Here is a 23,416-nt window from a genome sequence, read left to right as displayed (position 1 = left end):
CCGATACGTCACGTGGGGGATGAAGAACGCGGCGTGAGCGTAATGGGGTGGATGTCCGCTATTTCCTTTTCTGAAATAAGTGATTTCGATGCACCAATGGAGGGTGCGGGACGGACTTAACGGTCCGGTTCTCGTGGAGGAGGCCGCTCATGACGACACGTACGCCGGAGACAGAGTCTCTGCTCACGCCGGCAGAGGTCGCGGCCATGTTCCGGGTCGACCCCAAAACGGTCACCCGGTGGGCCAAGGCCGGCAAGCTCAGTTCTATCCGCACGCTGGGGGGGCACCGGCGCTACCGCGAGTCCGAGGTGCGCGCCCTGTTGGCAGGCGTGCTCCCCGAACAGCGTGGGGGTGCCGAGGGCCGCTGACAAAGCGGTTTCTCAGCGACGTCGGATAGACAGGACAAACGAACATGGCGGTCCCAACCCACCGGGGTTGGGGCCGCCATATTCATTCTCTGCTGCGATCGGCCGCGCTGATCGGGCCGGTCAACAGCGTTCGCGCAATCGCGTACTCGGTCCACCGGGACCGGCTGGACGCGAAGGCGTTTCGCCGTCGGCCCTGCGGGGGGCGCGAGGGTTCGAGGGTGTTGCGCCGCCGACGGCGGGGCCGAGGCGGGCGGGCGGAGCAGGCGCCGCGCATCCCCGGCCGGCTCCTGTCCGCCGGGGCGGTGCCCGGGGGCGGTCGCTTCACCTTTACCGACGCGAGTCTGGACGTCCGCTGCCTGCGAGGGGGTGGCGTCTTTGTGGCGTGGGACGGAGCGACACCGCTTCCGTCGTACGCGCTCGTCGGGGGTGAGACCGGGCAGGACGGCGGACAGGACACCGGACAGGACGCCGAGGACAACGCGGGGCGCAAGGCGGGTCGGGAGCCGGAGTGGGACGGGCGGGCCCGGCTGGCCTCGGCCGGAGACTGCTGGACCGTCCGGGCGGGAGACCTGACGGTCACGGTCGGCCCAGGCGGACGGCTGACCTTCACCAGCGCTGACCGTGAGACGTCGTTCCGGCGAGACGAGCCGCCATGGTGGGAGGGCGAGGCGTGGACCCATCGGAGCGTCCTCAGCCCTGACGCGATGGTTCTCGGGCTGGGTGGCCGCGCGGCTGGACTCGACCGGCGACCCGGCCGTTACCGGCTGTGGAACAGCGATCCTGGTGGTACGTACGTCCGTGGCGACGATCCGTTGTCCATGTGCCTGCCAGTCTCACTCGTTGTCACCGATGCGGGCTCTCATCTCGCGTTCTATGACAACAGTTCGGCCGGAAGCGTCACGGTGGGTGACGAGATTGCGATGCAACTGTCGGGCGGACCTCTTCGCTACTACGTGTTACCGGGACCGCCGGAGCGGGCCCTCGACGGTTACACGGCACTGACCGGCCGGCCAGCACTGCCGCCGCGATGGGCGCTCGGCTTCCACCAGTCGCGGTGGGCCTACGGCAGCGAGGCTGCGATGCGGGAGATGGTGGCCGAGTACCGGCGCAGGGACCTGCCACTGTCCGGCGTCTGGCTCGACATCGACCATCTCGACCGCCGGCGAGTGTTCACCGTCGACGAGGAGCGCTATCCCGACATCGGCGGGTTCGCCGCCGACCTCGCCAAGGACGACATCCACCTGGTCGCGATCGTCGACCCGGCGATACCGCGACGGCGGTCCATGCCGCTCTACCGCGACGGGCTGGCGGCTGATGCGTACTGCCGCGACCTCCGCGGGCGGGTGGCTCACGGCGTCGTGTGGCCGGGCACGACGGTCTACCCCGACTTCACGGCCGCGCGGGCGCGCGCCTGGTGGGGCGACCAGCACGCGAAGTACGTACGCCTCGGTATCGACGGGTTCTGGAACGACATGAACGAACCGTCGGCGTTCGCGGCCTGGGGCGATCCCAGCCTGCCGGCGTCGACGCGGGCCGACCTCGACGGCCGCGGCGGCGATCACCGCGAGGCGCACAACCTCTACGGTCTGACGATGAACCGCGCCACCTTCGAAGGCGTCCGTCGGCTGCGGCCGGACCGGCGGCCGTTCCTGTTGACGCGGGCCGGCTGGGCGGGAGTGCAGCGGTACGCAGGGACCTGGACCGGTGACATCGCCTCGCGGTGGGACAACCTCGCCGTCACGCTGTCGTTCACCGTGGGGCTCGGCGCGTGTGGCGTGCCGTACTCCGGCCCCGACATCGGCGGGTTCGACGGCCATCCGCCGGCGGAGCTGTTCGTGCGGTGGTTCGAGCTGGCCGCGTACCTTCCGTTCTTCCGTTCCCACTGTGCGAAGTCCACGCCGCCGCGGGAGCCGTGGGCGTACGGACCCGAGGTCCTGGAGCAGGTCCGTGGCGTCCTGGAGGAGCGGTACGCCCTGCTGCCGTACTGGTACACGCTCGCCTGGGAAGCCCACCGCACCGGCCTGCCGTACGTCCGCCCGCTCGCCTGGGAGGACCCGACGGATCACGCGCTCCGGAACGTGCACGACGCGTTCCTGCTCGGCGACGCGCTGCTCGTGGCGCCGGTGCTCGCCGAGGGCGCGCGGGAGCGGGTGGTTCGGTTGCCGGCGGGCCGGTGGTACGAACGGCGGACTGGTGCGGCCCACGACGGCCCCGGCGACGTCGTGGTGGACGCACCGCTCGGCCGGCCGCCGGTGTTCGTCCGCGCGGGTGCCGTGCTGCCAACCGAGGAGCGTCGGCCGGAGGTCGGCACGACCGCGATCGTCCTCGAGGCCTACCCGCCCGGGCCGGCACAGTCCCGGGCCGGCGGTGGGCGGTTGGTGAGTGACAGTGGCGACGGCTACGCCGAGCCGGTCGACGAGCGGTTCACGATCGTGATGGGTCCGGACGGCCGGTGGCTGGCCGAGTACTCCGGTCCGGCGTCCGCCCTCCCGTACCCCGTTCGGTGGCGGGGCTGACCACCCGCAGCGACACTCTTGACAGTGCGTGATGCCGCGGTATTTCGTTGCCGAATCGGTACGGCTGCTCGCTACGGATCCTGATCATGGCGTCCTAGGGTGACCGGTTAGGCGCGCCTGGGGAGGTGTGGGGCGACTGTGCGTACGGGCTCACGGTTTCGCGCTCTGGCCGACCTTCGCACATCCGCCCAGACGAGTCCGGCCGCGCGGGTCGGCGTGGTGGCCGCGGTGGTGGCTCTCCTCGCCCTCGGCGCTCTGGGTCTCGACGGCCGGGAGCGGATCACGCTCGACGATCGGCAGCTGTCCACCCGCGGGCTGGTCATGCTCTTCGCGGCCGTCCTGATCGCGGGACTCGTCCTCATGGTCGTCGCGCTCGTCACCCAAAGCGGCGGTCCGCCACGCGGGGTTGAGCCGAAGCGGACCAGCCTGGTCGCCCGCGTCGTCCAGCTCCTCGTCCTGGTCGGGCTCCTCTATCTCCTGCTCCGCCATGCCGACGAGCTGAAGGACCTGTTCAACCAGCGCGGCGAACCGGACGCCGGCGGCCGCCCACCCGGGACACCCGGTGGCGAGGGCGCCGCGGACCCGGGCGCGGACGGGGCTGGTCGGCCGCCGTCCTGGTCGTGGCCGGTGGTGGCGATGGCCGGCCTGCTGCTGGCCGCGGTCGTCGTCACGCTCACGTGGGTCGCCCGCCGGTCAGGCCTCGAGTCCACGCAGATCGGCGACGGCGATCCCACCGCCGACGAGGTGCAGCACATGGTCGCGGCCGGACTCGCCGCGCTCGCCGACGTGGACGAGCCTCGGGCCGCGGTGATCGGCGCCTACGCGGCCATGGAGGAGGCGCTCGCCAACCAGGGCGTCGCCCGTGGCGTGACCGACACACCGTCGGACCTGCTGGCGCGGACCATCCGGGCCGGGCTGCTCACCTCGACCGGTGAGGCCGCCGCCCGCGAACTCGCCGGGCTCTTCGAACGTGCCCGCTTCTCCCGACGTGCGTTGCCTGCCGACGCGAGGCTGGCGGCGGTCGCCGCACTCAACCGGCTTCAGGCAGAGCTCCGTGCCCAGGCAGAGCTCCGTGCCCGGGAGCGGCATGCCCGGGAGCGGCATGCGCGGGACGATGAGGCGGCAAAGGACCGGGCGGGGTCGTGAGGAGGCTCCGGTTCGTCCTCGTCCTCGCGTTGCTCGTACTGGTCGTGACCATGCGGTTCCGCGGGATGCTGATCGGGTTGACCGTGCTTGCCGTCAACGAGTTGCTCTGCCAACTCCTCCAGCTCGAAGGACCAGGCAGAAGTCGGCGTTCGACGCCACTGTGGGCGCGGTGGCGCCGCCTGGGGCGATGGCTGTGGTCGCGCCTCATCCGCGGCGACGCGGGACCGCACGACAGGTCCCGCGCCCTGGAGTGGCAACGCCGCCTTCGGTTCCTGCGGGGGATGGTGCTTCCGCTGGAGTGGCTGCGCCGGTGGCGGCAGCCGTCCACGCGGGCGGGCTTTCCGACGTACGACCGGATTCTGGGTGAGATCGCGTGGTCCCGGTACTCGCGGCGCGACTTCGATGTCGGGTTGAGGAAGCGGCTGGTCGAGGCGGCGAGCGTCCGCCTGGAGGCAGGGCACGGCATCGATCCGGCCGACCCCCGGACCGAGGACGCCTGTCGTGACCTGCTCGGTGCGACCACCTGGTCACTGCTGGCGCCGGGTCGGCCGGCATCGGACGCCCGCAGCGAGCCGGGTGTCGACCTGCCGACCCTGGAGCGCATGGTGTCCTCGATCGAACGCCTGCGCTCCGGCCAGGTAGCAGGCGCCGGGTCGAGCGGCACTAGATCGAGCGGCACCGGGTCGAGCACCACCGGATCGAGCACCACCGGATCGAAGGAAGGGACGCCATGACCGTCACCGCCTCGACGCTGGCGCCCGCGCAGACCCGGGAGCGGGCGAGCGCCGTCCTGGACGAGATGGAACGCGTGATCGTCGGCAAGCGTGGCCCGCTCGAACTCGTCCTGCTCGGCATCCTCGCCGGCGGCCACGTCCTGCTCGAAGACCTTCCCGGGCTGGGCAAGACGGTGCTCGCCCGGTCGTACGCCCAGGTGCTGGGGCTCAGCTTCGCCCGCGTGCAGTTCACTCCGGACCTGCTGCCGCAGGACGTCACCGGCGCGTCGATCTACAACCAGAAGACGGCGGAGTTCGTGTTCCGTGAGGGTCCGGTCTTCACCCAGCTGCTGCTCGCCGACGAGATCAACCGGACGCCGCCGAAGACGCAGGCCGCGCTGCTCGAGGCGATGGAGGAACGCCAGGTCTCCGCCGACGGCGTCACCAGGCCGCTACCACTGCCGTTCGTGGTGCTCGCGACCGAGAACCCGATCGAGTACGAAGGTACGTACCCGTTGCCGGAGGCGCAGCTCGACCGGTTCGTTCTGCGTACCCGGTTGGGTTATCTGTCCGCCGACCTCGAGGCCGACATGGTGCGCCGCCGGCTCGAGCGGGGTGCCGCGCGACCGTCGCTGGCGCAGGTCGTGGACACGGCCGAGCTGCTCGCGATGATCTCCTCGCTCGAACGCGTCGAGGTGCACGACGATGTCCTGGCGTACGTCGTCTCCATCGTCCAGGCGACGCGGTCGCATCCCAAGGCGCAGGTGGGTGCGAGCCCTCGCGGCACGCTGGCGGTCACGCAGTTGGCGCGGGGTGCTGCGATGCTCGCCGGTCGCGACTACGTGACGCCGGCGGATGTGAAGCGGGTCGCCGGGGCCGCGCTCGGGCACCGGCTGGTGCTGCGTCCGGAGCTGTGGGTACGCCGGGTGACCGGAGAGGACGTCGTGGCAGATGTCCTGGCCGAGGTACCGACTCCGCCGACGCGGATCGTCCGGGATTGATGACGACCTACGGCGTGCCCGCGTCGGCGCAGACGTCCGCGGCCATGACAGTCGGCGGGGTCGAGGCGTCGCCGCGCTGGCAGGTGAGCCGGCTCGTGTGGCGCCTCGCGGCGGCCGGGATCCTCGCCGTGCTGGGCGGACTCGTGGCCGGGCGGTCGGAACCGATCGTGGTCGCGGTCCCCTGCCTCGTCGCCGTGGTCGTCGCACTGCGGCAACCGCGGCCCGAGCGGGTGGTGGTGACCGCCACGGTGTCCGAGCTACGAGCGTTCGAGGATGACCCAGTCGAGGTCGAGGTCCAGGTGAGAGCGCCTTTCGTCCTGGGAGAGATCGCGCTCGACCTGGCCCTGCCGAGGGTGCCGGAGCGCTCGGCACCGGCTGTCGAGAACGGCGGTGGAGCGGGTCCGGGTGGAACCGCCAGCGTGAACGGCGGGGATTCCGACAGGGCCGCATCGGGCGTGGACCGTCAGTCCAGTCGTACGTCCGAACAACGGCGGACCCGGCGCGGCTCCACGTACTTCGGGATCGAGGGCGAACGCGGCCGCCACCGGTTCGGCGTCGCGCGGGTCACCGAGACGTGGACCGTCCGCGCGCATCGCTGGGGCCGGTGGCGGCTCGGGCCGCTGCACCTGCGGCTGCGGACGTCCGGCTGGGGTTATGTCGGCAGGGTCGAACTCACCCTCAGCGAGCTGACCGTGTTCCCTCCGCCGGGGCGGGCCCGCGACATCGCCGTGCCGCCGATGCTGCTCGCCCGGGTCGGCAGTCACGTCGCGCGGCGGGCAGGTTCGGGCGTGGAGTTCGCCGGGATCCGTTCGTTCGCGCCGGGTGATGCCGTACGCCGGATCAACTGGGCGGCGAGCACCCGCCGAGGGGAGCCGGGTGAGCTGTTCGTCAACGAGTTCGCGGCGGAGCGGGCGGCCGACATCGTGGCGGTCGTCGACACGACAGTCGACGTGGGTACGCCAGGGCGGTCCAGTCTCGACATCGGGGTGCGCGGCGCGGCCGCCGTGGTGCAGGCGTACCTCCGCTATGCCGACCGGGTGGGTCTCGTGGCGCTCGGCGGAACCCTGCGGTGGCTGTCCCCGGACGTCGGCATCCGGCAGTACTACCGGATCGTCGAAACCCTCCTGTCCTCCCGGCTGGACAACAGCTTCCTCGAACCCGAGCTCGCCCACCTTCCGCCGCAGGCGTTGCCGCCCGGTGCGCTGGCGTTCGTGTTCACCCCGCTGCTCGACCCGCGTGCCGTCGAGGCGATCCGGGACCTGCGCGAACGCGGCCATCCGGTCGTGCTGATCGACGTCCTGACGGGGGAGCCGCCCGTGGGTCCCGTCGAGCGGGTCGGGCGGCACCGGGTGAGAGAACAACGGCTGGCGCAGCGGATCTGGCGGCTCGAACGCGAGGCGCTCGTCCACCGGCTGCAGGCCATCGGCGTCACGGTCCTGGAGTGGGACGAGGAGTCCGGCGTGCCACTCGATCGGGTCCGACTCGAACCCATGCTGCGAGGTGGCCGCTGATGTCCGAGCCGACAGCAGGGTCGGCATCTGAACCAGTCGACCCAGCCGCGTCGACGGCTGGGTCGACCGCTGCCGGCGGGGATCCGGCCGGACGGCGGGTGGGCGGGGGAGTTGTCCGGCTGGCCGGCGTTGCCTGCGGCCTCGCCATGGTCGGGGTCCTGGTGGCCGCGCTCCCGTCAGGTCTCGACCGGTGGATCGGTGGGGGCGCCGCCCTGGCCGTCGCGCTGTCCGGGCTCGGCGGCGGGTTCGGTGCGTACGTTCCCTGGGGTCTTGTCGTGGTAACGATCGGCGTCACCACGGCGGCGGACGCTGTCCAGTTGCCGGTCCTCAGCGCCACGGCGATCGGGCTGCTGGCCGTCGCGTACCTCGTCCTGCTGGAAGGCGCGGACGCCCTCGACGGAGCCTCAGCGCCCCTGGACGTCGCGATGCTGGCGGGCTGGGTGCGGAGTCTGACGCCGGTGCTCGGTCCCGCACTCGCCGGCGCGCTGGTGGTGATGGGCGTGGTCCTCCTGCCCCACCCACCCGCCGCCTGGCTGGTCGTCGCCGCCCCACTCGCGCTCATGGTCGGTGTGGCCCTCGCCCTGCGGAGCCCGTCTCGTTGACGCAGACGCGCGCCCGTTGGACGTTCCCCTCGATGGTGCAAGCATGGGAAAGGGCATATCCGAGTCGGCTCAGTGTCGCGAATCTGGGTTCATGCGTCATTTGCGCGGGCTGACAACGCAAGGCAGAGAACGCGAAGGCGTGCGGCATGGCGCGGACATGGCGAGGCCGGCGGATCCCCTCCACGATAGAGGTGGGCGTTGCGAATCTTGCCGTCGTTGCCGTCTGTTACGGCTCCGGGCAGCTGGGGCTCCTGGCGGGGGAGATCGGCGAGAACGTCAGCCCGCTGTGGCCTCCGACGGGAGTGGCCCTGGTCGCCCTGCTCCTTTATGGCATCCGAGTCCTGCCGGCGATCGCGGCGGCCGCGTTCCTCACCGACCTGCCACTCGTGCCGCTCGTCGGCGTGGTGATCGACACCGGCGCCGCGGCCGCCACCGCGCTGGCCGGCTATCTACTGTTGCGCCGAGTCGGGTTCCGGCTGCAGATCGACCGGCTGCGTGACGCTCTCGCACTGGTGTTCCTTGCGGCCTTCGGCTCGACGCTGATCAGTTCCCTCGTGGGCTGCGGCGTACGTGTCTTTGTGGGGCAGCTGGAACCCGGGAAGTTCCTGCAGGTCTGGTCGGTGTGGTGGACCGGCGATGCCATGGGGATCCTGCTCGTCACGCCGTTCCTGTTGGCTGTTCGTCAGTACTGGCGACTCCGGCACATCCAGTGGTACCGGTACGCAGAACTCGGCTTGCTGTTGGCGGCGTCGTTCGGCGCCGCGTGGGTGGGGACCCACGTCATGGACGCCATCTTTCTCACGTTCCCGATCATCGGCTGGGCTGCGCTGCGCTTTCAGCTCGTCGGCGTTGCACCCTGTGCGTTGATCGTGTCGGTGACGACGGCTGACGCGGCCGTGGGCGCCGCCGGCGCCTTCGCCGGCGAGGACGTGCTGATGCGCATGGTGTCCCTCCAGATGTTCAACATGACCCTCGTGCTCGGGTCGCTGCTCTTCGCCGCGATCATCAGCCAACGCGACCGCGCCCGGGACGAGATCGAACGCACGTGCAGCCGGTTGGGCGAGGTCATCCATCACCTCGAGGTATCCGAGGAGGAGCACCCGGTGCGGGTCAGGCCCACGAGGGAGGAACCCCAACGTCCCAGCGAGACCAGCTGAGGGGTGTCAGCGCGGCCGCGCCGGCTCGGGTGGTGACGGCGGCGCGGGTTTTCGGCGGGTTTGCCCTCCACCGCATCGCCCATGAAGGAGGGGGCGGACGACTCCCGTTCCGGCCGTACGTCCCACGGAGGCTTGGAACTGTGACCGACTCCTCTGTGCCCGACCGGCCGCCCCAGCCTGGACAAGGCGCGCGTGGAGACCGGCAACCGGGCGCATCCGAGGATGTGCAGGCTCCGTCGGACATGCCCGGTATCGGCGTACCGGCGCCACGGGCACCGCGGGAGGAGTCGCCGCCCGGCGAGTCTGCGGGGCGTACGCCTGTCCGGCAGGAGCCGCCGGGTTTCGGGCAACCTCCGCGGGCGCCGGGCGAGGTGTTGGACTCCGGTACGCCACCGCCCCAGCCATGGCGGATGACCCGGGCCAAGCTTGCGGCAGGGGTGGCCGCCATCGCACTCTGCGCGTCAGCGATCGGCGGCATCGTCGGCGGAATCCTCGGCGCCAACAGCGCGACGCCGAATCCCCTCACTGCCGCCGGCGGCCGCTCGGTAGAGCAGGACCCGAGCGGATCACTACTTCCGCAGGTCGCCCAGGCGGCGTCGCGAAGCGTGGTCGAGATCGTCGTGACGTCCGGTCTCGGCAAGGAGACCGGGTCGGGCATCGTCGTGTCACCGGACGGGCGGATTCTCACCAACTACCACGTCGTCGCCACCGCCTACGGTGGCGACATCACGGTCCGGCTGGCCGGTGCGGACGGTGCGGAGACCACGTCCGCGCGGGTGCTCGGTACCGAACCGGCGAAGGATCTGGCGGTGATCCAGGCCGATCGAGTGGGCGGGCTCACGCCGGCGAAGCTGGGTGACTCGTCGGCGGTCGAGGTCGGCAGCCCGGTCGTGGCCATCGGTTCGCCGCAGGGACTGCGGGGCACCGTCACGTCCGGCATCGTCAGCGCCGTCGACCGGGAGCTGCGGGTGGACGACCGGCCTGGCCTGGGCCCTGGGACGAAATCCGTGACGTACAAAGCGATCCAGACCGACGCCACCCTGCACCCGGGCAACTCCGGTGGACCACTCGTCACTCTGGACGGGCAGGTCATCGGCATCAACTCCGCCATCTACGCGGCCGCGGCGAAAGCCGACGGCTCGGGCCTCGGCTTCGCCATTCCCATCAACCAGGCCAGGGGAATCATCGGCAAGTACGGCGCGGCGGACGGCATGAACTGACCGATGACCGGCGGCGCGACCTTGTGGTCGGGCGACCGGCAGCCTGACCCGGCCGGAGTTCGCCGAGGTGGCGTACGAGCGATCCGGGTCGGTCGGCTAGCTCAGCCGGCCTGTGGGCGGCGGGTCCGGCCGGCCTCGGCTTCGAGCTGCCACGGCATGTCCAGGTGCGGCGGCGGGCGGTCCATGGGCTGACCGGCCAGGTGGTGCGAACCGGCCGGGGGGCGCGCCCCGGGTGGGGGCGGGCCAGGTGGGTAGTGCGGCAGGTCGTGGTGGTCGAGCCGGGGCACCTCGCCGAGCTTGTCCACCTGCTCGGCCAGGGCGTCCAGCACCGAACGCAACTGGACCTGCGCGACATGGGCGAAGGTGCGTACGTACTCGACCTCCGGGATCGGGAGTTGGCTGCCCTGCGGCCCGTCCGGGTGGGAAGGCTGGGAAGCCATCCCGTTCCTTGCCGCGGCCTCCGCCGCCTCGGCGGCCTGCTGCGCCTGCTGCAGGATCTCCCGCTGCTGCGCACGGGCGCTGACCATCAGGTCCCGGGCGTGCTGCACCGCCTCGGCGACCAGCCGGTCCGCGACCTGCTGTGCCTGGCTGAAAAGTGCGACGGCATGGGCGTTGATCTCGGGTCGGTCGCCGCCACCGGCGTCCACCGGCGGGTTGTTGCGGAGGCGGTCGATCTCGGCGCGGAGGGCGGCGCGATCGTTGTCCGCGGCCTGGATCTCGTCGGCCACGCTGGCGAGAAACTCGCGGACTTCCTCTTGGTCCCAGCCACGTCTGCGCTGGTTGAACGTCGCGTAGCGCACTGCGCGAGGGGATTTGCGGATGGCGGTGGGCATCGGCGTGATCTCTGTCATGAGTGGTCACCTGACCTGGCGGCTTCGAGCGGGGGATGGATGCCGTCACCGCCGGCGCTGGCGAACTTCTCGAATCGGATGTCGTCGCGGGGCATGCCGGCCGACGTCAACTCGGACAGAGTGGACGTGACCATGTGTGGTGAACCGCAGACCAGTGCGGTACGCCCCTGCCACTGCATGCTCCGCGCCGCGACCGAGCCGACCAGTCCGCGGGCGCCGGGGAAGGAGGAGTCGTCAGACACGACCGAGGTGTAGGCGAACCAGGGTCGCGACGTCAGCTTGGCGAGCAGCTGGCTCTCGTAGAGGTTCCACGGCACCCGGGCACCGTGGAAGAGGTGGATGTTCGGAGCGCGACCTTCCGCCTGCCACTCGCGGTCGATCTGTTCGAGAACCGCCCGAAGGGGCGCGAGCCCGGTACCACCCGCGATCATGATCAGGTCGCGTTGGTCGCCCGGTGAGCGAACGAGGTCATCACCGACGGCCGCACCGAGCCGGACTGTGTCACCCGGCTGCATCGCCCTGACGATGGCACCGCTGACCTGGCCACCATCCACGATCTGGACGTGTAGTTCGAGTGAACCGTCCTCGCGCGGGGCGTTGGCAGGGCTGAAGTACCGCCACAGACGCGGCCGCAACGGTGTCTCGAACGCGACGGACTGGCCGGGGAGGTAGGAGAACGGCTGCTGCGGTCGCACCTGCACCACCGCAACATCGATCGTCCGGCGCTCGACCGAGAGGACGTCGGCGAGCCACCAGGCGGGAGTGGACTCGGCCGCCTGCTCGGCCGCCTGCACCATCACCTTCGCGACCAGGCCGTACGCCGCCGCCCAGTCAGCGGCCAACTCGTCCGTCCAAGCCGGCCCGAGAAAGTGCCGGAGCGTCGCCAGCAGCGAGGCGCCGACCTTCGAGTAGTGCTCCGCGACGACGGAGAATCTTCGGTGGTCACGCCCGAGTTGCTGAATAAAAGGCGTGACCTCCTCGAGCTGCTCGACATTACTGACAATTCGGCCGAGTGCGCCGACCAATTTGTCGCGCTGTGCCGACATCGAAATCGGGAACATCTCGCGCAGCTCAGGGTGCGAGAGGAACAGGTGGGAATAGAAGAACAGTGGTACCTCGTCACCCGATTTGGCGACAATAGCCCAGCTGTTCTGCAGTGCGGCCGTATCCATAGTCGCTCAGCTCACGCGTTGGAGGCGGTGACGACATCCTTTTCAGCCCCCGCGAGCACGGCGCATACCCGGTCGATGATGTCCGGTTTGACACCCGCTTCTTCCAGCGCTGTCACCAGATGTGTCACCACGCGCGCGAAATCCGCTGTCGTGATGTTCATGCCGGCATGTGCCTCACGAAGTTCCCTACCGTCGTACTCGGCTGGGCCACCCAGTACCTGCGAGATCAGCAGGACCTGGTGGCGTTTGAGTCGGGCCATATCCACGTCGGTGAAAAACGGGGCCAGTTGTGTGTCGGTCAGTATGAGCTCGTAGAAGCGATTGACGACAGTGCTGACGGCGGGTGCTCCGCCAATCAGTTGATAATCGGTGGCACTCGTCGTCGCTTCGGTGCCGGCCTGCTCGGTCACCGGGTCGCCCATAGCGTCCCTCCCCTTGCGCGGATGTGGTTGCGGCCCCCGAGTCAAGTGGCATTGGTACCAGTGGGCGCGGGCGGAGCGCAACTAGTCGGCCGTTTCTATCGATTTCCGGACGATGACGGCCAACGGCATTTTCCGTGAATTGGTCATTTCCCCCGCAGTCCGACGTAACACGTAAAGTCAACGCAATCTGGACATTGATCACGTACGGCACATCACGTGTGTGTGCTGGCACCCGGGGTGGTCGCGCCGTAGCGGTCCTTCTCCCTGGCGAGGTCGAGCGGCCGGATGCTGGTGCGACCGGCGAGGGTGGCGGCGTCGATCCGGTCCGGCGGTACGAACCATGCGATCTCGAACTCGATCCCGTCAGGGTCTGCTCCGTACAGGCTCTTGCTCGTACTGTGATCACTGGCCCCCACGAGCGCGCCCGCCTCGACCAGCCGGCCGTGCACCGCTTCGAGCTCGGCCAGCGTGTCCACCTCCCACGCGAGGTGGTACAAGCCGACGCTCGCCTTGCCGGCGCCTGACGGCCCCGCCTCCGCGCCGATCTCGAACAGGCCAAGGTCGTGGTCGTTGACCGATCCCTCGGCCTGCAGGAACGCCGCGCCGGTAAATCCCTCGGGGGTCATGTCGACCGGTCGGAAGCCGAGGACCTCGGTGTAGAACTCCACGCTGCGGGCGACGTTCCGGACATAGAGCACCGCGTGGTTCAGACGCGTGATGGGCATTTCGGCTGGCTCCGATCGTCGGAATCGCGGAAAAGCGTCGGGAATCGTGGGCGGAGGCCCCACTGGACACACGGTCGGCGGGACTTTCGGGGGCTGCTCGTCAGCGTAATCCGGGACCGGCGGTGACCCGTTCAGGTCCAAGGTCCCGCCCGGCTTGCCCGCCAACGTCCGATCCGGGACCAGGCTCGGGACCAAATCTAGGTACGCATCTAGGTAGAGCCCCCGATGCGTGGGGCCATCTGCCGGAGCCACCGTGGTCTAACGGCACCCAGAGGCGATGACCTAAGTCCCGACCAGTCGCCCTCCGCGCCGCAGCATCCGAGAAGCTGACCAAAGGCCCGAGGTACCCGATGCCCTTCGTCACCAGCCCCGCCGAAGCGCCACCGGAGGCCCGCGTCGCTCGCGCGTCGCGTCCCCGCCGGTCCGCCGGCCCGGCACGCGCGCCGCGCGCCCTGCGTACGCCCCGCGTCACCCGGCCCCAGGCGCAGGCCAGCCCGGGCTCGCCGCTCCCCCCGGGCGCGCCGAGCACACCCGGGTGGTGGCGGAATGCCGTCATCTACCAGGTCTACGTACGGAGCTTCCAGGACGCCAACGGCGACGGGATCGGCGACCTGGACGGCGTCCGCGCGAAGCTTCCGTACCTGCGGATGCTGGGTGTCGACGGTGTTTGGCTCAACCCGTTCTACCCGTCGCCGCAGCACGACCACGGCTACGACGTCGCCGACTACTGCGCGGTCGATCCCGAATGCGGCACCGTCGAGAGCTTCGACCGGTTGGTCGCAGAAGCGCATCGGCTCGACATCAAGGTGATCATCGACGTGATCCCGAACCACTGCTCGATCGAGCACCCGTGGTTTACCGCCGCCCTGCGTGCCCGTCCCGGCAGCCCGGAACGCCAGCGGTTCCACTTCGCCGACGGCAGGGGTACGCACGGCGAGCTGCCGCCGAACAACTGGCGGTCGATCTTCGGCGGCTCGGCCTGGGAACGCACCACGAACCCCGACGGCTCGCCGGGCCAGTGGTACCTCCACACGTTCGCCCCCGAGCAGCCTGACTTCAACTGGCGCCACCCCGATGTGGTCGACCACTTCGACCAGGTGGTGCGGTTCTGGTTCGACCGCGGTGTCGACGGCCTGCGGATCGACGTCGCCCACGGCCTGCACAAGCGGGACGGCCTGCCTGACCACGAGTACGCGGCCGGTGACGAGCTCACCGGTGACCCGGTGAATCCGTACGCATGGAACCAGCCTGAGGTGCACGACGTGTGGCGCCAATGGCGCTCCATCGCAGATGAGTACATGCGCGCCGACGGCCGCGAGCGGGTCCTCATCGGTGAGGTCGGCGTCCTCGACCGCCGCCAGCTCGCCGACTACCAGCGTCCGGACGAACTGCACCAGACATTCTTCTTCGAGTTCCTGCACACCGCGTGGAACGACACCGACCTGTGCGGTGTGATCGATGCCGGTATGAAGACGATCGCGGCGGAAGGTTCGGCCGTGACCTGGGTGCTCAACAACCACGACGTGCCCCGGTCGGTGACCCGGTTCGCCGGCGGCGCCCCCGGAGCGGGTCCCGGAGACCTGGAGCTCGGCCGGGCCCGTGCCCGGGCCGCTGCCCTGCTCATGCTCGCGCTGCCTGGATCGGCCTATCTCTACCAGGGTGAGGAACTCGGGCTTCCCGAGGTCGTCGACCTGCCGATCGACGTTCTCACCGACCCGATGTTCAAGCGGACAAGCGGTGTACGCCGTGGCCGGGACGGCTGCCGCGTGCCGCTGCCCTGGGCGTCGTCGCAGGAGTCCCTCGGTTTCTCCCGCGGAAACGGTGCAAGGCCCTGGCTTCCGCAGCCGAGCTGGTTCGCCGAGCTCGCCGTCGACCAGCAGCTGCGGGACGGCGGTTCGATGCTGCACCTCTACCGTGAGGCGATAGCCCTGCGGCACCGGATTCCCGCGCTGTCCTCGGATCAGCTGCGCTGGCTGCCGAGCGAGCCAGGCGTTCTGGCGTTCACCCGGGGCGACGGATTCGCCTGCGTCGTCAACTGCTCGTCCCGTCCGGTCGCAGCCCCCGCGCAAGGGGAACCGCTCCTTGCCAGCGACCCAGGTGTGGGCGAGAAGATGCCCCCCAACACGGCGGCATGGTGGCTCCTCCCAGATTCGCACGAGGCGTCCTCATGACCAGGTCGATTGCGGTGATGCCGGATGGGTTGCGCTGACGAGGCGGGCGCAATGGCAGGCTCTCCCCGAAGGTTCCAGACAATGGAGGAATTCGAAGTCCTCGACGTCATGGAGTGCCTCCGGCTGCTCGACGGCGCACTCGTGGGTCGCGTGGTGTTCACCGACAAGACCCTGCCTTCGGTCCAGCCGGTGAACTTCGTCCTCGACGGCGACGCCGTCATCATCCGTACGGCCGTCGGCTCCGACCTGGCCCGCGCCGTGCGGGACGCGGTGGTCGCCTTCGAGGTCGACGACATCGACCTCGAGCAGTGGCGCGGCTGGAGCGTGAACGCGATCGGCCGGGCCGAGGTGGTGACCGATCCGTACGAGATCGACCATCTCGCGGCCCTGCCCCTGCCGATCGGCACCGGTCGTGGTGAGCGCCAGTTCGTCCGCATTCCGATGACCTTGTTGTCAGGTCAGCGACTGGTCCGGCAGCTCGCCGATGTTGCGTACGACTGAATTCCCGGGTCTTTCTGGAGTGGGGTATTCAGGCGTTTTGGATTTTCCAGTGACTCAGAACCCGGCGTAATGTCGTATTCGGCGCTCAGCGCCCATTGTGGGCCGTCACTTTTCGCGCATTTCAACGAGTGAAATCCGCCCGCACGAAACCGCCTGTTCGCACAGTGTGCGCACCGCCGGGTAGCGGTGAACGGGAGACGAACATACGCTGGCGGATGACGGTCAGCCGGACCGAGGACACGGTCGGCTGGGCGTCTCGAGGAAATGATGTCCAGCGTTGCACACGCCGCACACCGGCCTGGCAATCTGCCGGCAGACGCCACGACATTCGTCGGCCGGCGGTCCGAGGTCGCCGAGGTCCGGCGGCTGCTCTCCGACGCACGGCTCGTGACCCTCACCGGTGTCGGCGGGGTCGGCAAGACGCGGCTCGCCGTCCGGATCGCCGCGGGAATGCAGCGGGCATTCCATGACGGGGTGTGGCTGGTCGATCTGACCAGGCTGTCCGATCCGAGCATGGTGGTCCAGGCCGTGCTCGAGACGCTCCAGGTCCATGACCAGTCGAGTCGCGATCCACTGCGGATCCTCACCGACTATCTCAGGGACCGGCAGGTCCTCCTCGTCCTCGACAACTGCGAGCATCTGTTGCAGGAGTGCGCGACGGTCGCCGACGCCCTCCTGCGTGCCGCTCCCGGACTGCGCATCCTCGCCACGAGTCGGCAGCCCCTGAACATCCCGGACGAACACACCATGCCGGTCCAGCCCCTCACGCTGCCAGAGGACGGGCAGACGTCGCTGCCGGGTGATCTGTCGGCGCAGTCCGGCGCTGTGGCGCTCTTCGTCGACCGTGCTGTCGCAGTCCACCACGACTTCGCCCTCACCAAGGCGAACCAGAGCGCGGTGGTCGGAATCTGCCGCCAGCTCGACGGTATTCCGCTGGCCATCGAGCTTGCCGCGGCCAGGCTCAGAACCCTGACACCGGAGCAGATCCTCGAACGCCTTGACGACCGGTACAGGCTTCTGACCACTGGCCCCAGAAGTGCGGCGCCACGTCACCAGACCCTGCAGGCGTTGATCGACTGGAGCTTCGAGCGGTTGTCGAGCGCCGAACAGTTGCTGTGGATGCGTACCTCGGTCTTCTCCGGAAGTTTTGACCTGACGGCCGCGGAGGCGATCTGTGCGGGCGACGGAATCAAGACCGAGGACGTGATCGATCTCGTCGCCGAGCTGATCGACAAGTCGATCCTGGTCAGGGAGGAGTCCGGGCGGGTCGCGAGGTACCGGCAGCTGGACATCATCCGGGAGTACGGTCGACGGAAGCTGGCCGACCTCGGCGACGAGGCGAGGACCCGACTGCGGCACCGGGACTACTACCAGCGGATCGCCGCGCGAACGGCCGTCGAGCAGTTCGGACCGAACCAGGTCGAGTGGTTCGGCGGGCTGACTCTCGACTACGCCGACCTCCGGGCCGCCATGGAGTACTGCCTCACGATCCCCGGCGAGGCGCAGAACGGCCTGCGGATGGCGGCCGACCTGCTCTTCCACTGGGTACGGAGCTACTACCTCATCGAGGGTCGGCGTTGGCTGGACCGCATGCTCGCCGCGGACGCCACCCCCACGCGGGCCCGCGCCGACGCACTCTGGTCCGACAGCTGGTTGGCCATCATCCAGGGCGACACCGCGGCCGCCCAGGTGATGCTCGACGAGGCCCGGCGGTTGGGTGAGCATTTCGACTCGCCGCGCATACTGGGCTACGTCGCGCTGTTCTCCGGCTTTGCCGCGATGTACTCCGGAGACAGTGCCACCGCACTTCGCCGGTACGACGAGGCGCGCCAGCTTCATCTCGCCGCGGGAAACCAGCAGGGACTTGCGCTGACCTTCGTCCGGCTCTGTATGGGTTACTCCTTCCTCGGCGACTCCGAACGGGCGATCGCCATGGGGGAGGAGTGCGTGAAGCTGTCCGACGCCGTCGGTGACATCTGGTGCAAGGCGTACGCCCTGATGGCCATGGGAATCGACGTGTGGCGTCAGGGCGATGCGCGCCGGGCGACGGTGATCGAACAGGAAAGCCTTCGGTTGAACCGGTCGTTGGACGCACGGCTCGGCATCGCGCTCAACCTCGAGGTGCTGGCGTGGGTGGCCGCCTCGGTGGGGCAGTTCCAGCACTCGGCCAGACTTCTCGGGGCACTGCAGAAGCTGAAGCGGTCGACCGGGGCGCCACTGTCGGGTTACGGACATCTGGCGGGATACCACGAGGCGTGCGTGAACCAGGTGCGCGACGCACTTGGCGCGGAGGGGTACGACGCGATGGTCCTGCAGGGCGCCAACCTGAACCTCGACCAGGCGATCTCCCATGCGCTGCGGGAGAAGGAGCACCACGCGCGGCCGGCCCCTGCGCGTGGCGAAGCCGTGCACCTCACCCGGCGGGAGCGCGAGATCGCCGAACTCGTCGCCAAAGGGCAGAGCAACAAGGAAATCGCGGCGGCCTTGGTGATCGCGCAACGGACGGCGGAGAGCCACGTGGAGAACATCCTGGTGAAGTTGGGCTTCACGTCCCGCGCGCAGATCGCCGCCTGGGTCTCCGCTCACGGGCAGGCTGAGCGCCCGAATAGCTGACCGATAGGTGTGAGTGCGGGGGCGGCGCGTCGCCGGCAAGACCCGCGTCTCGCTGATGGCGAGTAGGCCGGTTTCGCTTGTGATGTAAGGAGAAAACCGGTTCCGGCGGCAGGTGGATTCGGGTGGCGTCCGGTTGCGGTCATGATCGTTTGTAGGTATAGTCGAACGCATGATCGATGGTCGGGTGCGGGTGTCGCCGCTGCCGGACGGGTTCGCCTCGATGGCGGCCGGTCCGGGGTTGGCGGCCGCGGCGGTCGGTGGATCGGGGCTCGTGTAACGGGTTCGAGTTGGAGGAGTTGATCCGGGCCCGGCGGAAGCTGATCGCGCACCTGGAAGCGCAGTGTTTGGGCGATGTGGCGGCGTTGGCGTACTGCCCGCCGGGGCTGGTGGATGATCCGGCCGCCCGCACACCAGCTTTGCAGCCGCATGGGTCGGCGGTGTTGGAGCCGTTGTTGGGGTGGACGGCGTATCACGCCGACTGGTATTTCGACCTGGCGCTGACCTTGGAAACCCTGCCGCGGATCCGGCAGGCGTTGAATGCCGGGGAACTCGAACTGCCCGAGGTGCGGGTGATCGCCGACCGGATCCGGGTTCTGGAAACGGTAGAAGAGCGGCGTGCGGTGGAGGACGCCCTGTTCCCGGACGTGGTGGGGATGCGGGCCGGGTTGTTGCGGATCCGGGTCGAAGCTGAAGTGTTGAAGGTCAACCCCGAGGCGGCCGCGCGTCGTCACGAGAAAGCTCGCGCCGACCGTGGAGTGGAGGTCTATCCGGCGATCGACGGGGTAGCCGACCTTCGCCTGCTTGGCATCCCCGCCGACCAGGCGGCCGAGGCCTATGCGTATCTGGATGCGATAGCCCGGTCGGTCAAGGCCACCGGTGACGAACGCACCCTGCCCCAACTCCGCGCCGACATCGCCGCCAGCCTGCTCTCCGGCAGAGCCGACCTCACCCCCTGCCCCGGCACGACCCCCACCCCTACCGGCACCAGAACCGGTACCGGCATCGGGGACGTGGACGAGCCCAACCAGGCAAGCCAAGCAGCCGGGCCGAATGACCAGACCCAGGCGAGCGACATGGCCGAGGCGAGCGACATGGCCGAGGCGAGGGGCATGGCCGAGGCGAGCGGCATGGCCGAGACGGGCGAGTCCGGTAGTGAGGACTCCACCTACGGTTGTCCGCACACCGGGTGCGACCACGACCACCATGACCGGTACTGCCCCTGCCCCGACTGCAAACCCGCCCCACGAGGCACCAACCAGCAAAGCCCGGCAGAACCCCACCCCACAGACTCCAGCACCACAGACACCGGCACCACAGACAGGACCGGACACTCAGGCACCACAGACACCGGTGCTGCAGGCAGCAGGAGCGCAGGCGGGCCGGAAGGAGTCATTCGGCCGCCGCAGGTACGGACCAGGGCGAAGATCCAACTCACCATCCCACTACCCACCCTGCTCGAGCTCAGCAAACAGCCGGGCGAGCTTGGTGGGTTCGGACCGATCCTGATCGAAACCGCCCGCCGAATCATCGCCAACCACCTGAACAACCCCGACGCCCTCTTCACCGTCGGCGTCACCCACCCCACCACCGGACGATTACTGTCCCTGCACCCCATCCCACGCAGGTTCCTCCGCGGACTCGCCGCAGAGTTGGTCGAAGCCCTCAACCAACGCTGCGTCTGGCCAACGTGTCGCCGTCCGGCGAACACCTGCCAACTCGACCACACCACCGACCATGCCGACGGCGGCGAGACCTCCGTCGACAACAGCGGACCCATGTGCCCACGCCACCACACCGTCAAAACCGAAGCCGAGTGGAAGCTCCAGCAGCCGACACCGGGGGGTTACACCTTCACCGACCCCCACGGACGCACCTACCGGACCGAACCACCACCCCTCACCGACGACCCCACGTGCGACCCAGACCATGCGCGGGACCCAGACCATGCGCGGGACCCAGACCATGCGCGGGACCCAGACCATGCGCGGGACCCAGACCATGCGCGGGACCCAGATCCGGTAGGCGCCGGTGGCGCGCCGGGCATCACCGCCATCGACGCGGACGTGCCGCCGTTCTGAGGGGGCCGTTCGTGAAGTGGCGGAACGCCCCAGCCAGGTGGATGGCCGAGTTGGTTCACCAAGCATTCACTGCGCACCGGTACACCTGGTCTGCCGTTCACGTCGTGGTGCCGCCGGCTTCGCGCGGGAGGGACCCATCTCCGTCGCGGCAGTTCACCCTGCATCGACGTCCATGCGACCTCGGAGCGTGCTGATGTTCCTTCGCCGTCCTGCCGGTCTACCGCCCGTGTTGGGCATCCTCCTCGGCTTGCCCTCGTGGCGGCCGGGGCAGGCGTTGCCTCCGCCACCCCCCGAGTCCCCTCCACTCCGGCGGCCCCAGGTCGCTCGCGTTCCCGATGCAGCGGTCCGGGATCCGTACGTTCCAGACCTTCCGGTGGAAGGACATGCCCGGCGCCGCGTTGCCGACCGACGCCGGCAACGGCGCGCCGTGGTACTCCGACGAGGAACTCAACCCGGTCAGGCTGTCGTCGAAGAGCCACTGGGACCTGCCGATTCGCATCGGCAAGCGCCACGGAAACAGTCCAGCCCACCACGGTCACCACACAACGACCGTGCACTTCCCAGCTTCGGACTCACCGTCCAGGGCGGTGGCGTCTTCTGGCCGCCGTCCGCCGATCCGCTGTCGCGGTTGACCGGCGTGTTTCCGTTCCCCAGTTCCGATCACCGGTTGGTCTGGCTCGACGTACGCCCCTGAAATCCGGCGTACGTCCGGCCAGCCGGGTCACTCGCCCGGAGTGGGCAGCGCGGTGAACCCTTCGTCCGTGGCGGACGTGTGGAAGGAGGCAGTCACCGCCACACGGGGAGAGGGAGCCACCAATGAGACGACGTACGACCGTGCTCGCAGCCAGTCTGTTCGCCCTTCTGCTCGCCGTTCCAGCAGCCGCCAGCGCCTCGGGACGTGGGGAGATGCTCGCTTTCGAGACGATGGCATCGGTCACCGAACCTTTCACAGGTACGGCGAACCCGATTCGCGACCTGGCCGGGGGCGGCCTGCCCTGGGAGATCGACGAGGCCGAGGGCAAGCTCCACAGCAACGGAAAGCTGGAGATCAACGTCGAGGGCCTGGTCCTCGCCCGCCGAGCCCCGGTGCCACCGGACCGGCAGGGCGTCAACCCGTCCCCTTCGTTCAAGGCGATCGTCAGCTGCGTGAGCACCGACGACACCGGCGCTGCGACCACGGTCAACGTGGAGACCGGCCTCGTCCCCGCGACCGCCAGTGGTGACGCGAGGATCAGTACCACCGTCGACCTGCCCGACTCGTGCATCGCACCGGTCGTCTTCGTCACCTCACCTACCGGGGCGTGGTTCTCCGCGACCGGGAGATGACACCGACCATGCTCACTCGCGTGCCCCGGCGGCGCCGGTCAGTGCGGCGAAACCGGCGCGGAGCCGATCGAGGGACTCGCTGATCCACGGCAGGCGAACCGGATCTGGATCGTGCAGCGCGGCCCACCGCTGCTCGTCATCGGTGCCGTAGAGCAGGCTCGTCGCCGCCCGGAACGTGAGCCTGCTCGGGTCGTCGCCGAACGCGGAGCCAGGAAGTACGCCGATGCCGTGCTTACTGAGCAGCGTCTCCGCGAGCGACTCGGCGTCGGCGGGCAAGCCGACCGAGGGAGTCGTTCCGATCGAACCAGGCGTTCCGGCTGTGCCGAGGGAGGAGAAGTCCGGGTAGAGGTAGAACCCGCCCTGCGGTGCGCGGCACCGCGCCCCTGCATCGAGGAGGATCGTGTGCACGGCACGTGCGACGGTGCCGTGCAACCGCCGGGCCTGCTCGACGTGCGCGACGAGGTCGTCGGGCTCGGCGAATGCGTACGCCGCCACTTCCTGCATCGGCCCCGGAAGTGCCGACCAGACCTCGCTCGCCAACTGCAGCAGTGAGTCGCGAAGCGAGATGCCGAGCGGTGACCGCGGCAGCGCGACCGCACCGATCCGCCAACCACCGAGGGCGAGGTTCTTGCTCAGCCCGGTCGTGACCACGGTCCTGTCCGGCACCAGCTCGCCCGGACTGGTCGGGACCGTCCCGTCGTGGGTCAGGTCGGAATAGATCTGGTCGGAGACGATGACGAGGCCGTGCCGTTCGGCGACCGCGCACACGTCGCGTAGCAGCGCCTCGCCAGCGACCGTGCCGGTGGGATTGTCGGGGCTGGTGAGAACGAGGATTCCCGGGCGTGGGCTGCCATCCGCCCCAGGCGTACGGCTCAGCGCCTCCTCCAGCAGCGCGGGATCCGGCACACCGCCCGCCTCGGCTGGCACCGGCACGTGCAGCACCCGTTTGCCGATCAGCGCGGCCTGCGCGGCGTAGCTCACCCAGGACGGCTGGGGGAGTACGACGTCACCAGGCAGGACCGCGAGGACGGCGTACAGCAGGGACTTGCTTCCCGGCGCCAGCAGCACGTGGTCGGGATCGGCATGGCTGGCCGTCATGCCACGTCGACCCAGATAGCCGGCGACCGCCTCCCGCGCCGCAGTGTCGCCTGCCACCGAGGGATACCCGCCACGACCGGTCGCCCGCCGGAGCACCTCCGCCAACGCAGGATGCACCGGGATGCCGGCCTCCCCGAAGGCGAGGTGCTGGAGGGGTTCGCCGCGGGCCAGCCGGGCGCGGATCCGCTCGTTGGCGGCCAGTGTCGCCGAGATCGCGGCCATCTC

General features: G+C 69.5%; 20 protein-coding genes. 15 read left to right on the top strand and 5 right to left on the bottom strand.

Going from position 1 to position 23,416, the window contains the following annotated elements; translation table 11 throughout:
• Positions 1-149: 149 nt before the first annotated feature.
• The 9 genes from ABN034_RS27405 (at position 150) to ABN034_RS27365 (ending at position 10,234) form a co-directional block, all read left to right on the top strand.
• Positions 150-368: a BldC family transcriptional regulator gene (locus tag ABN034_RS27405; RefSeq protein WP_020576220.1), complete on the top strand. Its 219-nt coding sequence runs from the start codon at positions 150-152 to the stop codon at positions 366-368.
• Between the two features lie 218 nt (positions 369-586).
• Positions 587-2,884, top strand: a complete 2,298-nt coding sequence (locus ABN034_RS27400) for a glycoside hydrolase family 31 protein (protein WP_349693861.1) — start codon at positions 587-589, stop codon at positions 2,882-2,884.
• Positions 2,885-3,022: 138 nt separating this feature from the next.
• Positions 3,023-4,030: a DUF4129 domain-containing protein gene (locus ABN034_RS27395; RefSeq protein WP_349693860.1), complete on the top strand. Its 1,008-nt coding sequence runs from the start codon at positions 3,023-3,025 to the stop codon at positions 4,028-4,030.
• Positions 4,027-4,764: a hypothetical protein gene (locus tag ABN034_RS27390; protein ID WP_349693859.1), complete on the top strand. Its 738-nt coding sequence runs from the start codon at positions 4,027-4,029 to the stop codon at positions 4,762-4,764. Before ABN034_RS27395 ends, ABN034_RS27390 begins: the two co-directional genes overlap by 4 nt.
• Positions 4,761-5,744, top strand: coding sequence for an AAA family ATPase (locus ABN034_RS27385; protein WP_349693858.1), 984 nt, complete (start codon positions 4,761-4,763; stop codon positions 5,742-5,744). The genes ABN034_RS27390 and ABN034_RS27385 overlap by 4 nt, the downstream gene beginning before the upstream one ends.
• The gene (locus ABN034_RS27380; protein ID WP_349693857.1) at positions 5,744-7,255 is read left to right on the top strand and encodes a DUF58 domain-containing protein; all 1,512 of its coding nucleotides are present in this window, start codon (positions 5,744-5,746) and stop codon (positions 7,253-7,255) included. Before ABN034_RS27385 ends, ABN034_RS27380 begins: the two co-directional genes overlap by 1 nt.
• The gene (locus ABN034_RS27375; RefSeq protein WP_349693856.1) at positions 7,255-7,857 is read left to right on the top strand and encodes a hypothetical protein; all 603 of its coding nucleotides are present in this window, start codon (positions 7,255-7,257) and stop codon (positions 7,855-7,857) included. The genes ABN034_RS27380 and ABN034_RS27375 overlap by 1 nt, the downstream gene beginning before the upstream one ends.
• A gap of 191 nt (positions 7,858-8,048) precedes the next feature.
• Positions 8,049-9,014 carry an MASE1 domain-containing protein gene (locus ABN034_RS27370; protein ID WP_349693855.1) on the top strand — a complete coding sequence of 322 codons (966 nt, stop codon included), beginning with the start codon at positions 8,049-8,051 and terminating at the stop codon, positions 9,012-9,014.
• A gap of 140 nt (positions 9,015-9,154) precedes the next feature.
• The gene (locus tag ABN034_RS27365; RefSeq protein WP_349693854.1) at positions 9,155-10,234 is read left to right on the top strand and encodes a S1C family serine protease; all 1,080 of its coding nucleotides are present in this window, start codon (positions 9,155-9,157) and stop codon (positions 10,232-10,234) included.
• A gap of 101 nt (positions 10,235-10,335) precedes the next feature.
• On the opposite strand, the gene ABN034_RS27360 is transcribed toward ABN034_RS27365, so the two are convergent.
• The 4 genes from ABN034_RS27360 to ABN034_RS27345 form a co-directional block, all read right to left on the bottom strand.
• Positions 10,336-11,085 carry a DivIVA domain-containing protein gene (locus ABN034_RS27360; protein WP_349693853.1) on the bottom strand — a complete coding sequence of 250 codons (750 nt, stop codon included), beginning with the start codon at positions 11,083-11,085 and terminating at the stop codon, positions 10,336-10,338.
• Complete coding sequence (locus ABN034_RS27355; protein WP_349331993.1) at positions 11,082-12,257, bottom strand: globin domain-containing protein; 1,176 nt, start codon at positions 12,255-12,257, stop codon at positions 11,082-11,084. The genes ABN034_RS27360 and ABN034_RS27355 overlap by 4 nt, the downstream gene beginning before the upstream one ends.
• An 11-nt stretch (positions 12,258-12,268) precedes the next feature.
• On the bottom strand, positions 12,269-12,679 hold the full coding sequence (locus tag ABN034_RS27350; protein WP_349693852.1) for a group I truncated hemoglobin: 411 nt from the start codon (positions 12,677-12,679) through the stop codon (positions 12,269-12,271).
• 212 nt (positions 12,680-12,891) lie between these two features.
• The gene (locus ABN034_RS27345; protein ID WP_349693851.1) at positions 12,892-13,404 is read right to left on the bottom strand and encodes a VOC family protein; all 513 of its coding nucleotides are present in this window, start codon (positions 13,402-13,404) and stop codon (positions 12,892-12,894) included.
• A 350-nt stretch (positions 13,405-13,754) separates the two neighbouring features.
• Between ABN034_RS27345 and ABN034_RS27340 the strand changes: the two genes are divergently transcribed.
• From ABN034_RS27340 to ABN034_RS27315, 6 genes are all read left to right on the top strand, one after another.
• Positions 13,755-15,575 (top strand): glycoside hydrolase family 13 protein, encoded by a 1,821-nt coding sequence (locus ABN034_RS27340; protein ID WP_349693850.1) that lies wholly within the window; start codon positions 13,755-13,757, stop codon positions 15,573-15,575.
• A gap of 81 nt (positions 15,576-15,656) precedes the next feature.
• Positions 15,657-16,076, top strand: coding sequence for a pyridoxamine 5'-phosphate oxidase family protein (locus ABN034_RS27335; protein ID WP_349331998.1), 420 nt, complete (start codon positions 15,657-15,659; stop codon positions 16,074-16,076).
• Positions 16,077-16,343: 267 nt separating this feature from the next.
• Positions 16,344-18,689 (top strand): ATP-binding protein, encoded by a 2,346-nt coding sequence (locus ABN034_RS27330; protein WP_349693849.1) that lies wholly within the window; start codon positions 16,344-16,346, stop codon positions 18,687-18,689.
• A 287-nt stretch (positions 18,690-18,976) separates the two neighbouring features.
• The gene (locus ABN034_RS27325) at positions 18,977-20,767 is read left to right on the top strand and encodes an HNH endonuclease signature motif containing protein (protein WP_349693848.1); all 1,791 of its coding nucleotides are present in this window, start codon (positions 18,977-18,979) and stop codon (positions 20,765-20,767) included.
• Between the two features lie 335 nt (positions 20,768-21,102).
• Positions 21,103-21,399, top strand: a complete 297-nt coding sequence (locus tag ABN034_RS27320; protein WP_349693847.1) for a hypothetical protein — start codon at positions 21,103-21,105, stop codon at positions 21,397-21,399.
• Between the two features lie 184 nt (positions 21,400-21,583).
• Complete coding sequence (locus ABN034_RS27315) at positions 21,584-22,093, top strand: hypothetical protein (protein WP_349693846.1); 510 nt, start codon at positions 21,584-21,586, stop codon at positions 22,091-22,093.
• A gap of 12 nt (positions 22,094-22,105) precedes the next feature.
• Here the strand turns inward: ABN034_RS27315 and ABN034_RS27310 are convergent, their stop codons facing one another.
• Positions 22,106-23,413 carry a pyridoxal phosphate-dependent aminotransferase gene (locus ABN034_RS27310; RefSeq protein WP_349693845.1) on the bottom strand — a complete coding sequence of 436 codons (1,308 nt, stop codon included), beginning with the start codon at positions 23,411-23,413 and terminating at the stop codon, positions 22,106-22,108.
• Between the last annotated feature and the right edge of the window lie 3 nt (positions 23,414-23,416).

Origin of the sequence: Actinopolymorpha sp. B11F2, from assembly GCF_040195635.1 — a bacterium.
Classification (GTDB): Bacteria; Actinomycetota; Actinomycetes; order Propionibacteriales; family Actinopolymorphaceae; genus Thermasporomyces.
This window is presented reverse-complemented; position numbering and strand designations above follow the sequence as displayed.